The sequence below is a fragment of the Syntrophomonas palmitatica JCM 14374 genome, from assembly GCF_001311885.1.
Classification (GTDB): domain Bacteria; phylum Bacillota; class Syntrophomonadia; order Syntrophomonadales; family Syntrophomonadaceae; genus Syntrophomonas_A; species Syntrophomonas_A palmitatica.
Genome location: NZ_BBCE01000014.1, coordinates 64,693 through 79,351 on the forward strand (window position 1 = coordinate 64,693; position 14,659 = coordinate 79,351).

Consider the following 14,659-nt stretch of genomic DNA (forward strand, 5'->3'; position numbering starts at 1 on the left):
TATCCCACAGTTTGAGAAGGTAAATCATAGAAGCGTTGAGGCTTGTTTCTATTCTATTTTTAACGGGAGATGGAGCAATGAGATCGAGGAGTAAACGTTCACCTCATTGGGGCAGGATATTTACCTTGTTAACCGTGATAATCATTATAGGTACAGCCGGGGGATTAGCCGTAAAACATTACCTTTCCGGCCAGTCTGTCACGGTCTTAAAAGGGGGCCTTAATCCTTTTAAACAAACCGCAGCTGAGCCGGAAATAGATTACAGCCGGCTGCCTAAAACCGCCCTGGTGGATATAAAAAAATACATTCCCGATTTGGTAATTGATATGCGTTATGCCAGTGATAATAATGTTCTGGGCAAGAAGTTTTACGATGATTCCACCGCCTATCTGCGTAAAGGCACCGCCGATAAACTTAAAGCTGCCCAAGGAGAATTGAGCCGCAGCGGCTTTTACATCAAGGTGTGGGATGCCTACCGGCCTCCGCGGCTCAGTTTAAACTGTGGGAATCGTGCTATGATCCCCGTTTTGTGGTTAATCCCTATAAAGGTATTCCAACCATTCCCGGGGTGCATCGGTAGATATTACCCTGGTGGACAGCAAAGGCCGGGAACTTCAAATGCCCAGCGGATTCGATGACTTTACCGCCCGGGCTGACCGCAACTACTCGGATGTAAGCCCTGCTGCGGCCGCCAATGCTCAAATGCTGCAAAATGTCATGCAGAGAAATGGTTTTAATTCCATTTCTACGGAATGGTGGCATTTTGACGACAGTGAGCGGGACAGTTACGGTGTGGTCAAAAACCCGCCTCCCAACTCCAACGGCAAGAAGGAGATAATAATCAGTGCGGTGGGCGATTGTACCCTGACTACTGATCCCCGCTTTCCCTATGCGGGCAGTTTTGATGAAACATTCAAAGCGGTGGGCGGTGATTGCGGTTATTTCTTCAGTAATGTTATAACCGTGCTGGAAAATGACGACCTTACCATCGCCAACCTGGAAAACGCTTTTACCCTGGCCAATGAAAAGGCTGATAAGAGCCACCAGAGCGAAGCCTTTTGGTTTAAAGCCGACCCCTCGTATACGGGAATTCTGCAGCGGGGCAGCGTGGAAGCTGTTGATATTGCCAACAACCATTCCTACGATTATCTCCAGCCAGGGTTTGATGATACGGTTAAAAGCCTGAAACAAGCAGGTTTATTATACTTCGGTTACGAAAATGCGGCCTATAAAACCGTTCAGGGAGTAAAAATCGGCATGTTCGGCTACAACTTGCTGGGGCCGTTGGAAGAAGGAATAGATAAGGCCGCCTTGAGGAAACAGATTCAGTCTGATATGAAAAAGGCCGAAAGTGAATGCGATTTGGTGATAGTCAGTTTTCACTGGGGAGTGGAAGGTTCGAGCGAGGTAACGCTCGAACAGACCTCTTTTGCCCATTATGCCATAGACAACGGCGCCGACTTGGTTTTGGGCCATCACCCCCATGTGCTGCAGAAGGTGGAACGTTATAAAAACAGGTATATCGCTTACAGCCTGGGCAATTTCGTCTTTGGCAACTATAAGAAAGCCGGGGACAAGGATACGATGATATTCCAGCAGTCTTTTGTGTTTGATGCAGAAGGCCGCTGCAGCGATTTTTCTAAGGCCAGAGTTATTCCCTGTTACATGACTTCGGTAGATTACCGCAACGATTTCCGCCCCATGGTGGTAGAAGGAGCCGCGGCTAAGCGTATTCGCGAGCGGGCCGGGATGTAAAAATCTAAAACAATGAATGCGATATGTCGGCAGGCATGATAACAGTTCTTATGCCTGCCTATCGGCAGTACCTTAAGAACTTGTAGTAATGGCTTAAATGTGAACGATATAAGAACTTGGCCCGTTGCAATCCGCGGTCTCCTTTGAGGAACAGCGGATTGACAGCTTTTCTGCTCTTTATGAGGCGTTTTATATTAGCCCGGCATTCTTGGTCTTTTATAACCATGAAGGCGGCCGGCAGGGGAATGGCCGTCCATAAAATCTCGTTTCGCACGATTTTAAAATTCCTGGGCTGGTTGAATATGTATTCTTCAGTCACATACTCTGCCAGGTTATAACCCGCTGCGGTTACATAATAGCTGCCCCGGCCCTGGCGGAGGTTGATCTCCAGTATTTTAAACCTGTTATCCCGCCGGTCATATTTGATGTCAAAGCTGGCAAATCCCTCATAGCCGATATTCTCCAGGAAGTCTTTTATCTTCAGGGACAGCTCCTCATCATGTTCACTGATTATTACCGCCGCATTGCCCAGACCATGCGGGGTGTGCTCCTCCAGTATTACATGCCCCAGAGCCATCAGCCTGACCTTTTTATCTCTGCCTGAAAAGGAATTCATGGCATACATATAGGAATCGTCACCGGGGATGAAATCCTGAATGATGAGTTTATCCTCGTATCCCGCCTGGTATATCTCTTCTATGACCTTAAGCAAATCCTGGCGGTTGTCCAGCTTGTAGACCTTCTTCTGGCTGGCAAAGGGGTGAGCCCAGTAATTAATGCCATTGGACGGTTTGAGTATGATGGGAAAACCGAAAGGCAGGTCAAAGTCTTCCCCCATATCGCGTGTATATAAAAATGTTTTGGGATACTCCAACCAGTACCGGTCGCACATTTCATAGAAGCTTTCCTTGGTTATGAGCGCATCCATCATATTGGCATCAACGTAAGGCGCGATGATATTTTCCCGCAATTGGGCGCGGTTTCTTATAATCTGCTCAACGTAGTTGTCGCCGCAGCCTAAAAGGATCAGCTTCTTATCAGCAAATCTGTCAGCCAAACCGTTTAGAACCCGGATAAAGACGGGGGGCTGGTCGAGGTTGTCTATAGCCTGGTATTCTATTATTTTGCTGTGGCAGGCGGGGCCGCTTTTAGCCTTGCCGCAGGCTGTCGATTTCACCTTATATGCTTCATAAAAAGCCCGGGCCAGGCTGTAGACATTAATGTCATTGCCCAGCATAACGGGAATAAAGTCGCGTTCCGCAAATATCAAAAGTAAATTACCTCCGTGGTAGTGCTATATCAAAAACAGAACTTTCTCAGTTGATATAATATGTTACAGCAAAATGCAGCTTGATTTAGGCAAGCATAACGCGTTATCCCGCCGTCAGCCGGTCTCATGTTAACCAACGGAACAGACTGTATTATAACCAAATTACTGCTTTTAAGCTTTATTACGGGTTGAGCTCGCCTTACCTTCCCGGCTTGGAAAAAGCGTTATGCTTGCCTTACGTTTGACAAAGCGTTTAAGTCAAAAGTTATATTATCTGTGTACATCAGTGTTTAATCTGTGTTTATCAATGGTTAATCACTTTCTGTGTGCAAGCTGAGCTATCTGGCTTTATCGTACTCTTTTAGGTATTTTTTGACCGCTTCCACATCGGAACGGCAGGGTATGTACTCCTTGCCGATTTTCTGGCGGGTTTCGTTGCCTTTGCCGGTTATAAGTATAAGGGAATTGGCTTCAGTCTGCATGATGGATTCTTTGATGGCTTCTTCCCTGTCCTCAATTATTTTATAATTATCATTATTTACCTTGACGTACTGGGCAATATCTTCGCAGATATCTTTTACGCTTTCGTCACCGGGGTCTTCAGCGGTCAAAAACACCTTGTCCGAATACAAGCCGGATAAAAGCCCGAGATCCCTTCTTCTCACCTGGGCCTTGCCGCCCGGACAGCCGAAAACCGTAAATATTTTGCGCCCGGGATATTCGCTTTTGGCCGATTCATACAGTTTATTAAAACTCAGTTTGTTGTGGGCGTAATCCACGATTATAATCTTATCCCGGTTTTTGGTGGCGTATATTTCCATCCTGCCGCTGGAACGGGCTTTTTTTAGACCTTCATATATATATTCTTCGGGAATGTTTAAGGTATAGGTAACAGCGATTGCCGCCAGGGCGTTTTCCACATTGAAAAGACCCGGCATGGTTAACCTGAATTCGCGGTCAAAACGCGAGGTTCTGACGTTGAATACGGTATCAAACCCGTCTTTCCTTATATTATAGCCGTATATATCCGCTTCGGGTTTGCGCCGAAGGTTATAACCTGTTCAGAATCTTTGGCGGCTGCTAAAACCCTGTCAACCATATCTGAGTCCAGGTTTACGCAGGCGGTGCGGCACTGCTTGAAAATAGCCAGTTTGGATACAAAGTAATCTTCTATATCACGGTGCTCTATGGAACTGATGTGGTCTTCGGAAATATTCAAAAAAACCCCCACATCGAAATTGACCCCGTACAAGCGGCCATACTTCAGGGCCTGGCTGGAAACCTCCGTAACCATATAGGGCAGTTTGCGGTTGGCGGCGTTGTTGAAATGCACCTGCAGCTCCAGTGATTCGGGGGTGGTCAGATGCGATTCACGCGTAGATTTACCGTCATAGGTGTCAATGGATGATATTATTCCGGCTGCGGCCTGTCCATGCGCTTGCGAGTATTCATCCAATATATATTTCACGTAATAGGCGGTGGTGGATTTGCCTTTGGTCCCGGTAATGCCTACCAGGGTCAGCCTTTTCCAGGGGTAGTTGTAGTATAGGTTTGCTGCCAGGGATAAGCTTTTTTGAATGTTATTAACGAGAATACAGGGTATATCTTTGTGGTAATCTATCTCGCTTATATACATAATGGCTCCGTTATTAACAGCTATGTCCAGGTACGCTTCCTTGAAACTGGCTCCTTTACAGACAAAAAGGGTGTCCGGACCTACCCGATTAGAGTTGTAGGCCAGCCTTTTAACTGATTTTTTAGCCAATTCCTCCGGATAATCTCCTTTAATTATTAAACCATTAGACTCTAAAAGCCGAACATATTCTGCTATACTGTGTTTTTTCATGGATTAAAGGTTCCTCCACTCAAACCGGACTGACTGGTTAAAAACTATATGCGCTCCTGTACGTAAGGTATAATAACGGTTAAAAATAGTTTTCGGCATTTGGCCTACAAATAACCGTCAATATATCCGCGTTGGCCTGCCTAATCCGTCTAATCCGCATTTCAAAACTACATCTCAATATGATTTTGTCCAGGCAGGAGCGATTTCATTAGGATTTACCCTTAGAATTTATGATAAGCTGTTTTTAAAGCTTATCCAAACCAAATTTAACCAATAATGTTACCCCAATCGGTGGTGATTTGCCGGAGGCGGCGAGAATTTTTTAAGACCTTGTGTTATGCTTAGACATAACATTATATCTCAGGGGGTTTGCTTAATGGCTGATGTATCTAATTTTGATATAAGTAAAACGGTTATGGCCACTCTGGGTATTGAAATTATAGAATATACGCGGGAGAAGGTCGTGGCTATTATGCCCGTGACCACTAAAACCCATCAGCCTTTCGGGCTTATGCATGGCGGGGTGTCGGTGGTAATAGCTGAGACTGTGGCTTCAGCCGGAAGCTATCTTTTTATAGATGCGGAGAAGCAGCGGGCGGTAGGCCTGGAGATTAACGCCAATCACATCCGCAGTGTACGCGAAGGTATGGTAAAAGCGGTAGGAGTACCGGTGCATGTAGGCCGCACCACTATCATTTGGGATATACGGATATACAATGAAGAAGAGAAGCTGGTCTGCATATCGAGGTGCACCATGGCGGTAATAGAGCACCAGGAATAGCAGCAAATATAAGATTCATCATTTGGAGTTTTTATCCGTAATCCTATTTCCACAAAACTTACAATTAAAGCCCTTTTTTAATGTCAGGATGGTTACCATTTGATTTTGCTTGCATCTGGGACATTTGACCTCGCGGAAAATGCTCGGCAGGGTAAAAAACGGATTCATATTATTTCACCTCGTTTATATTATCAAAAAGATGGGCTACAGCGTTGATGATATCAGGAGTTCCCAGCAGCACCACCTGGTCGTCCTCTTGCAGGCGGGTATCACCGTCCGGGTTGATTATGGTTTCCAAACCTCGTTGTATCAGGAGCAGAGAAGCCCCGTGTCTGCTGCGCAATTCCATTTCCGCCAGGGTTTTGCCTGCTGCCCAGGCCCCTTTTTCTATGCGCAGGTTGGCGATTTCCGCATCATGATAGTGCAGTTTGATATCCTGAAGGGTGGGGGATTTTTTCGACAGGCTGCGCAGCATTTCATAGCCATCGGCTCTGATTTCGGCAATAAAATTATCAATGTCTACCCTGGGTACCAGGTATTTCTTCAGAACCAGGGTAAAGATTTCCACCGAGGTCTCGAATTCCTCGGGGATAACATCATTAGCGCCCACTTTGTACAGGGGAGCGATTTCCTGAATATAACGGGTGCGCACTATAATATGCACATGAGGATTGGTTTTACGTATCAAATCACAGATTCTGACGGTAGCGGCCGGATCGGAAATGGCTATAACCACTACCCGCGCCTGGCCAAGATTTACCTGGTGCAGCACTTCCGCCTGGGTGGCATCGCCGTAATATATCGGTTCATTGTCACGCCGGGCTTCTTTTATTATGTCCGGGTTCATCTCCAGGATTACATAAGGTATGCCGGAGGCCGCAGCGGCTCGCGCCAGGTTTTTGCCGTTGACGCCGAAGCCTATGATAACCAGGTGATCATTGATGGCGGCTTCTTTTATTTCCGGTTCTGAAATGACACCGGTTTTTAGCCTGGAGGGCAGAGGCAGTTTGAGCAGGACTCTGGCAAAGCGGGGGCTCGCATTGATGCTGAAGGGAGTAATCGCCATGGTTAGAACAGATACGATGATGAACATTTGATAAAACTCCGGGCTTAGCAATTTATAATCCAGTCCGACCCGGGAGAGGATGAAAGAAAACTCTCCTACCTGACCCAGAGCCATTCCAGCCAAAACGGCGGTCCGCAAAGGGAAACCCATAAGTATTATCACCAGCCCGGCAACAGCGGATTTGCCCAGGAGTATTCCCAGTGTAACCGCCAAAAAAACCAGAGGATGCTGTAAAAAGGTGTCCATATTGAAGAGCATACCTACAGATACAAAGAAGATGCTGGTGAAAACATCACGAAAGGGCAGGATATTACCCAGGGCCTGGTGGCTGTATTCCGATTCGGATATTATAAGCCCGGCCAGGAAAGCCCCCAGAGAAATAGACAGACCCAGATTAGAAGTCAGCCAGGCTACGGCCAGTCCCATGGTTACTATACTAATTAGAAAGAGTTCCCGGCTTTTTTGACGTGCAATGTGGTAGAAGAGAAAAGGAGCTATCCAGCGAGCGCTGACAAATACAAAGAGAAGCACCAGGATTACCTGCAGAAGCAGCAGCAAAGGAGATCGGTTAAGATTTACGGCAGTTTGGGCCAGGATAGGGGTGAACAGCATCATGGGAATTATGACGATATCCTGAAAGATCAATATGCCCAGGGTATTGCGTCCGTGAGGGGTATCAACTTCCGACCTGTCCTGTATGAGCTTTAAAACAATAGCGGTGCTGGACAGAGCAATAAGAAAACCGATAAACATGGCTTCACCCCAGGACGACCCTGTTTTCGCCATAATAATAGCGGTAACCAGAATAGTTATCGTTACCTGCAAAGTACCGCCCAGCAATACGCTTCTCCGGATTTGCAGCAGCTGGCGCAGTGAAAATTCTATGCCGATGGTAAACAGCAGCAGGATTATACCGATTTCCGCCATGGCCTCTACGTTTTCTATATCACTGACCAGGCCCAACCCGTGCGGTCCAGCCAGCACTCCGGTTATTAGAAAACCTACCACGCTGGGAATACGCAGTTTTTGACAGAGATAAACCACCCCGATAGCCAGGGCGAAAATAAGGATAATGTCATTAAGAAGGGGAATATGCATATCGGAACACCTGCTCCTAAAAAGATAAATAGGGGCAGTCCTTTGGACTACCCCCCCGAATAGTCAACTTACAAACCGCGCCACAAGCCAGACAATAACCTCTGGTCAAATAATAACCTGTGCCATTGGTACTGTTCAGATAATAAAATTATTACTGTAATAAATATTATATTATATAAAGTATACACAATACTATCTCGTTTCTGGAGTTAGTCGCATTAACGCATGTTAAGTAGTTAGTGGTCAACAAACCTGAAAATACCTGCTGCGGGCGCAGCGCCAACAAACCCTCAACAGCTGGTATAGTATGGCTAATTTACAGAATATACCTGGCGGAGCGGCGGGAAAAGGTGAAAGGACAGGCCGCCTGATAACGTAAAAAAAGCAAACACATTAATAAAGGCGGTTTTGCATATGAAGAAAATAGGGATTGGTTTCTTGATAGCGTTGTTCGCTCTGGTTAACCCGGTATTGGCCCTGGCCGCATCGGGAAATGATTATCCAGAGGGGGGCAAGATGCTGCCCCGGTACGTTAAGGCTGCAGAGGTAGATAAACCGGTGAATGTCAAAACTATAATCAGCGAAGCTTATAATAACAAAGAGCTGAATGTGGCGGTGGGAGATACGTTCAAAATTTCTTTAGCAAGCAACCCATCTACCGGCTACGAATGGATGTTGAGAGATTGGGACAAAACCCGGCTGGTTTTAGTGAATAAGGGGTTTGTCAACCCGAACAGTTCCCCGCAAATAGTCGGCCAGGCGGGCCGAAGCTGCTGGACGTTCAAGGCTTTAAAAAACGGTAGGGTGCAGTTGAAAATGACCTATGCCCGTCCTTGGGAAAGTGTGCAGCCTTTAAAGAAGTACCAGGTGACAGTAAACATTGGTCCTGCCAGGTCGGATGCGGTTGTGAAAGTAACCACCAGGGAATATAACCATAAAATCAAATACAAAAGCGTAGATTTGGATATCCCGGTATTGAGCGGGCTTTCCAATCAGACCGTACAGAAAAGAATTAATAAGCTTTTAGAAAACGATGCTATGACCTGGAAAGCCGGAGTCGAAGATGACTTCAACGATTATGTGAAAGAGTGCCAGATGGCAGGATTCCCGGTCAGACCCTACGAAATGGTCAGCAAGTACACGGTTTGCACGAAGAATTCCGCGTTTTTAAGCCTTTATGTTGATTATTACCAGTACACCGGTGGCGCTCACGGACAAACCGACCGCCGAGCCTATAATATAGACCTTAAGACCGGACAGGTGTTGGATTTGCGGAGCCTGTTTGTCACGAACTATGATTATAAAACCGTTATAAATAAAGAGATACGCAAAGAGATAGCAAAAGATCCGGACAATTATTTTACAGGCAAGGAAGGGTTCAAAGGTATCACTAAACAGCAGCGTTTCTATATCCAGGATAGAAAATTAATAGTCTATTTCAATCAGTATGAGATAGCGCCTTATGCGGCAGGTATACCAGAATTCAAAATCCCCTTGAGCACGTTCAAAGGAAATTACCGGATTCAATAAGAAGAAAGCTACAGATTATTAAATTTAAGATGACCATTTTTATAAATGGATGGCCTCAGCCGAGGCGGTCAGTTGGTTAATTAATGTCAATAAATACCGGGCTGGTTATGACATCGGATGTGATCAGCCCGGTTTTGTCATGAAAGAAAACCAGGTGTACGAAGTAGAAGTCATCCTCCGAAGGCGGAGGTAAATTTACTACGGTGTTTTCACCAGGATTATGCGGGGATACCCAGATATTTTCACCGTTCTTATTTCTTATGGCAAATTGCTCGCAGTGTGCGCCTGTAACCGGTTTTTGCACAATCTTAAATTCCAGCTGGTCCGGATTTATTAAGATGGCGCCCTGGGTATGACCGTTCAAACTGAAACAGCCCAGATTGCCCCTGCCGCTGGCGGAAGTACGACCGGTTTTAATAGCGGTCCATACCGGTTCACGCTGGCTGGACGAATAATTAGGCATATAGAGCCAGGTGCAGCCTGCCGGTATTCCAAAATGATAGTCGGAATTACCTGCCGGGGTACAGAACGCACCGCTGCTAAGGATGACGGGGAGGCTGCCGCGCAAGGCTGCCAGCCACTGCGTATAGGTAGCGCCGTCAATTACCGTGGAGGAACTTATCAATTCGGCTACGCGGCTGTTTGACGGCCAGGTATGCCATTTGTAGCTGTGGTTGGGATGAGCCATTCCCCCATAAGAGCTGCCGGGATTCTGGTCAGTAATGCGGGTAATAAGTTCAGCTTCCGGGTACTTTTTGGAAGACGGGGGCGGGTCTTTAGGGTCCTGCCAGTATGCCAGGGCATGAGCATTGGTGCTGCTGGCTATTTCTGTTCCCGGGCATACCGGAATACCATATTCGGCTTGGGCTTCTTGGCAGTCTGCCCAGTATTTGGCCCACCCTGCCTGTGAACTAAAGGCTTCGCGGTGAGCAGTCATAACTGTCCACATATAACCCCTTTTTTTCATCATATTTATAACCTGAGCAATGGAATGCCAGCCATCGTCTCCTGCTTTCGACCCGGGGGTTTTAAAATTTGCATGCATATGGCCGTCCCCGCAGTACCAGTCCTGATACGATGGCAGTGAAGCCAGGATGAGGTTGGCGTTTAAAGTCAGCTCTGCGGTTTTTCCATTAATGATCAGCCGGGCAGTAACCTGCAGGGTAGACGGTTGGCCTTTTGCCGGCGCTGGATCTTTAAGAGGCACAGTAATTTCCCTTAAACACATGCCCGAAGGTATAGATTGCAGTTCCTGGCTCAAAGCCGGAACCTGCCCATCTGCGCCAGGTGAGGTTGGAGATTTGTTAGTGTTTTTCACATTTTGGGAAATATTATAATTAATAATCAGACGGTGATTTCCGTCATATACTGAGATATCCTTCCACAAGGCCGACTGCCCGGGGGTATATATCCAGATCGCCGCCGGTATGATAACCTGGTCAGGTATTTCCTGACACAAGATAAAAGAGGTTTTTTCCATAACCATAATAATACCCGGTGATTGTGCCAGGTTATAATTGTTTAAATCGAATCCTTTTCCCTGCGGGGTTAACTGGGAGATGGGTTTTTCCCCCGAAGACTGCACAGTATTCACCCCCATACTGCCTGATGGTGTACCCTTATCTGCAGATGTCAACTGAGGATCTGATACTGCGGCTGCCACCAATAGGGCCACTATTACATAAATGATGTATTTATACCCGCTCCCCGTGTACATAAGATCAGAACTCCCTATAATGAATGGGTGATGGCTGTATTTTAATATGGTATTATTATACATTATACGCTGTTTTTAAATGACCTGCAGTAAATATACTCCAGCTTAATTATGCCGGTTTATGAACCGCATACGTTATTTAAGGGGGAAACTGAATGAAACCATTGTTTGAGCATATTACCCTGCTCAGTCACGGTAAATATACTTTGCCCTACTGCAACTGCCTCTTGATTGAAGACGACATCACCTGCCTGGTGGATTCCAGCCCGCATCCCAAAGAGTTCCTTCATTTGCAGGATAAAAAGATCGGCCTGATAGTAAACAGTCACGGACACAGCGACCATAACTCCTGTAACCATCTTTTTCCCCAAGCGAAGGTATTACTCCATCCGGCCGAGCATGAACGGGTTAAATCAGGCGAGGCTTATCTTACAGCCTACGGATATTACCTCTATCCGGACGAAGCCACCCGTCCCTTATACCTGGATGCGGTGCAGTATCATGCCAGGCCTGCCGATGGTGAACTTCATGATGGACAAATTATATGTACCGGCCAGGTTGAGTTTGAAGTCGTGGCCCTGCCCGGACACAGTATCGGCCACTGTGGTTTCCTTTTTCCCCGTGAAGGATTCGTTTTTACCGCGGATATAAATTTGGATATCAAGCCGATCTATGCCATGCTGGACAGTGACGTGGATGATTTCCTTAATTCCATTGAACGCTTGCGGCAACTAAAACCGGATATGCTGGTGGGCGGACATGGTGAAGCCATAATGAAGGAAAACCTGGAACAGAGGTTAAAAGCGTATCGCGATGAGATTCTGTCTCGTGAGGAAAAGATACTTAAACAGGTTCAGTCAGGCGTCCACAACATACCAGAAATAGCTGAACAGGGGATTTGTTTTAACGGCAGGTTTCCCGAACCCCGCAGCGTTTATTACATGCATGAATGCGTAATGGATCTGAAACACCTGCAGCGCCTGGAACGATTGGGACAGGTGGTTTGTTTTGAAGGTAAATATTACAGCAGATAGTCTGCATATGGCTGCTTATAGCGTTATGCTCCAAATATCAGTAAACTCAGGCCTGTGTTATAATATTTGCACCTTGAATTGCTAATTATTGGTTTAAGAACCTGGCATAGAGGGGGTCATCATATGCCATTAAGTGTTATTACCGATACTTCCTGTGATTTGCCCGATGAAGAGCTGCAGAGATACCACATTACGATGATTCCTCTGAAAGTTACTTTTGATGACGGCGAAACCTTTCTGGACCGTTTTGAGCTTACTCCGCCCGTATTTTTGAAAAAAATGAGGATGGCTAAAAAGCTTCCTAAAACTGCCGCACCTGACCCCAATACTTTTTTAGAACACTTTGAAAGGGGCCTGCGCGATAAGGGCGAGGTCTTGTTTGTCAGCCTGTCTTCAGGGTTGAGCAGTACCTTCCAGACTGCGAAACTGGCCTGCAATATGCTCAGCAGTGAACAGGTTAAAATTTTTGATTCCCTGACGGCTTCCCTGGGTACTGGCATTACGGCTATTAAAGCTGCTCAAATGGCTGCTGCCGGGTTATCTTTGGACAACATTGTTGACAGATTGACCCTTATGCGTAAAGACCGGCAGGTAATTTTTACTCTGGACACCCTGGAAAACGTGGTTAAAGGAGGGCGTCTCAGCCGGGTTGAGGGTCTGGCAGGAACGCTGTTAAACATTAAGCCTATATTGATGGGAAATGACAGAGGCGTTCCGGAGGTGGTGGAAAAGGTGCGGGGCAGGAAAAAGGCAATTCACCGTATGGTAAACATGCTGAGCAAAACGTCAGGCATTCCTTTAAATGAACGTCTGTTCGGAATCAGCCATGTGAATGCTGAAGAAGACGCTCATTATCTATCTGAGATGATAAGAAAATTACACAATCCGGTTAATCCCATCCTAATATCGGAAATGAGCGCTACCATCGGCACCTACGCCGGCGAAGGCGGGCTGATGATAAATATTTGAGAAAAAAATATCCAATCTGGTTTTTAATAACTTCAAAAAAATATTTTACTACAGGAGAATGGTTCAAGAGGGTTTGCACAAACTAGCGGAGGATAAAAATTGAATTTTTACTTGCAGACTCTAATAAATATAAATATTAAACATACCAACAGTTAACGTGTGTTACTCACTATATTTAACAAAAATTTTTATAGAGTTTCCAAAGAGTTAGAGTTACAATAACGTATAAACACAATATAAAATGTTCAAAATACTTTACGGTTGTCAAATTGAGTTTTGGTTTTTCGGAGGTGAAGATTTGCATACACAGATGCCTTACGAAGATTTTGTCAAAATTGTTTATGAACCGGAGCATTCAAAAAATATACTTTTAGAGTTGCAGCAGAAATATAATCTGGATACGATGCAGTTTATTAGCTGGTATCGAGAGGGTATTCCGCTACCCGTAGAAGCACGTGACTGCAGAAACTGGTTATATAATTTTGAAATTTTTATCCGAGCCGAAGGAGATATTTTTGAGCTCCTTCAAAGTTCTCAGTTTGACAGCCAACGGGACTTATTTGGACAAACTAACGAAAACATGGAGGGGTTGATTAAAAATCAACCCCTATTTTATTTTTCTGTTAAAGCTGCATGACTAATAGTAAAACGGCTCGGTTTACATATTATTTCAGAAATCTCAAAGCCATGTTCCGGATGGAATAGCCAGGTGGATAGACTGCTCCGGGCAACAATTGCAGTATCGGCACTCATTGCTATAACCATTTCACCAGGCTCAATATGACCTCCATCAGTTGCCATCAATACAGCTTGTACACATAATTTTAATCCCCCGCCAAGCAGACCCAGCGCGTAAGAAATAGTCTGAGTTTTTACATCCTTGGTATTTGGAATAATTATTTCTTGCAAGGGCATAACACCCTGAATCAGATTAATCTCTTTCTTCCGTAATTCTTCCCTGATCTCCGGCATTGAAGTTCCGGCTAAGGTACTTATCCTATTACCATCTGAATCCTTAATATTAAAAACCTGTTTGTAGGGAAATGTCGCGGCATGAATGATAATCTCACTATTATGAGCTAATTTTTTTTTGAGCATAAAAGCTCCATCTCCATTAGCGGTAAAAACGATAATATGCCGGATATCATTCTCTTTTGCCCTTTTGGCTACCAAAGTGACTGTTTTTGGAAGGTTGCTCTTTCCCTCTGAGTTAAAATAATATATAGATTTTGAAATCCCCGGGCTCATTTTAACTTCCTCCTGATACCTTCTAAGGTTTTTTCGTAAATACCAGCTTTTTGGTCCGCCGGATAAATACCATTTTTTATATAGAGCAATGCTAAATGAATGGCCAATAAACAATTAAATCTAATAATATCAATACTTAGGTTTTCCCAATCAATTCGATGCCTATAATGTTTTAGGTTTGGATCTGGATTTAAATGATAACCATCCATATCATAATCTATCCGATATGAATTAAGGTTATTATTATCAGCGCATTTAAAATGGTAAGAAAAATATTGAAAGGTGAATCTGCCATTATTTATAAGAGTTGCTTCATCACAGTCAATATAATCATCGGAAGCAAAC

At 45.1% G+C, this 14,659-nt stretch carries 14 protein-coding genes; 7 read left to right on the forward strand and 7 right to left on the reverse strand.

Annotation, left to right across the window (positions count from 1 at the left end; translation table 11 throughout):
• Positions 1-77: 77 nt before the first annotated feature.
• Complete coding sequence (locus JCM14374_RS15315; protein WP_083453999.1) at positions 78-638, forward strand: M15 family metallopeptidase; 561 nt, start codon at positions 78-80, stop codon at positions 636-638.
• Positions 592-1,755, forward strand: a complete 1,164-nt coding sequence (locus tag JCM14374_RS09200) for a CapA family protein (protein WP_083454000.1) — start codon at positions 592-594, stop codon at positions 1,753-1,755. Before JCM14374_RS15315 ends, JCM14374_RS09200 begins: the two co-directional genes overlap by 47 nt.
• Before the next feature lie 58 nt (positions 1,756-1,813).
• On the opposite strand, the gene JCM14374_RS09205 is transcribed toward JCM14374_RS09200, so the two are convergent.
• From JCM14374_RS09205 to JCM14374_RS14765, 3 genes are all read right to left on the reverse strand, one after another.
• On the reverse strand, positions 1,814-3,025 hold the full coding sequence (locus JCM14374_RS09205) for a carboxylate--amine ligase (protein WP_054696392.1): 1,212 nt from the start codon (positions 3,023-3,025) through the stop codon (positions 1,814-1,816).
• 338 nt (positions 3,026-3,363) lie between these two features.
• Complete coding sequence (locus JCM14374_RS14760; protein WP_242848937.1) at positions 3,364-3,963, reverse strand: glutamate ligase domain-containing protein; 600 nt, start codon at positions 3,961-3,963, stop codon at positions 3,364-3,366.
• Between the two features lie 68 nt (positions 3,964-4,031).
• Positions 4,032-4,871, reverse strand: a complete 840-nt coding sequence (locus JCM14374_RS14765; RefSeq protein ID WP_242848938.1) for a Mur ligase family protein — start codon at positions 4,869-4,871, stop codon at positions 4,032-4,034.
• A 376-nt stretch (positions 4,872-5,247) separates the two neighbouring features.
• On the opposite strand from JCM14374_RS14765, the gene JCM14374_RS09215 reads away from it, so the two are divergent.
• The gene (locus JCM14374_RS09215) at positions 5,248-5,652 is read left to right on the forward strand and encodes a hotdog fold thioesterase (protein ID WP_207641616.1); all 405 of its coding nucleotides are present in this window, start codon (positions 5,248-5,250) and stop codon (positions 5,650-5,652) included.
• Positions 5,653-5,821: 169 nt separating this feature from the next.
• On the opposite strand, the gene JCM14374_RS09220 is transcribed toward JCM14374_RS09215, so the two are convergent.
• A complete protein-coding gene (locus JCM14374_RS09220) occupies positions 5,822-7,816 on the reverse strand; it encodes a monovalent cation:proton antiporter family protein (protein WP_054696394.1) in 1,995 nt (664 codons plus the stop codon).
• Between the two features lie 414 nt (positions 7,817-8,230).
• Here JCM14374_RS09220 and JCM14374_RS09225 point away from each other — a divergent pair, with 414 nt between their 5' ends.
• Entirely contained in the window at positions 8,231-9,346 is a 1,116-nt protein-coding gene (locus JCM14374_RS09225; protein WP_054696397.1) for a protease inhibitor I42 family protein, read from the forward strand.
• Positions 9,347-9,422: 76 nt separating this feature from the next.
• Here the strand turns inward: JCM14374_RS09225 and JCM14374_RS09230 are convergent, their stop codons facing one another.
• A complete protein-coding gene (locus JCM14374_RS09230) occupies positions 9,423-11,063 on the reverse strand; it encodes a PHP domain-containing protein (RefSeq protein WP_054696400.1) in 1,641 nt (546 codons plus the stop codon).
• A gap of 155 nt (positions 11,064-11,218) precedes the next feature.
• On the opposite strand from JCM14374_RS09230, the gene JCM14374_RS09235 reads away from it, so the two are divergent.
• The 3 genes from JCM14374_RS09235 to JCM14374_RS09245 all read left to right on the forward strand — a co-directional run bounded on the left by JCM14374_RS09235 (position 11,219) and on the right by JCM14374_RS09245 (position 13,703).
• The gene (locus tag JCM14374_RS09235) at positions 11,219-12,097 is read left to right on the forward strand and encodes an MBL fold metallo-hydrolase (protein ID WP_054696402.1); all 879 of its coding nucleotides are present in this window, start codon (positions 11,219-11,221) and stop codon (positions 12,095-12,097) included.
• Between the two features lie 123 nt (positions 12,098-12,220).
• Positions 12,221-13,066, forward strand: a complete 846-nt coding sequence (locus tag JCM14374_RS09240; protein ID WP_054696405.1) for a DegV family protein — start codon at positions 12,221-12,223, stop codon at positions 13,064-13,066.
• Positions 13,067-13,364: 298 nt separating this feature from the next.
• Entirely contained in the window at positions 13,365-13,703 is a 339-nt protein-coding gene (locus tag JCM14374_RS09245) for a hypothetical protein (protein WP_054696408.1), read from the forward strand.
• Here the strand turns inward: JCM14374_RS09245 and JCM14374_RS09250 are convergent.
• Positions 13,679-14,314, reverse strand: a complete 636-nt coding sequence (locus tag JCM14374_RS09250) for a pyruvate kinase alpha/beta domain-containing protein (protein ID WP_054696411.1) — start codon at positions 14,312-14,314, stop codon at positions 13,679-13,681. The two genes, JCM14374_RS09245 and JCM14374_RS09250, sit on opposite strands and share 25 nt — an antisense overlap.
• Positions 14,311-14,659: hypothetical protein (locus JCM14374_RS13780; protein WP_054696413.1), on the reverse strand; the 349-nt coding region annotated here is incomplete at its 5' end. The genes JCM14374_RS13780 and JCM14374_RS09250, both read right to left, overlap by 4 nt.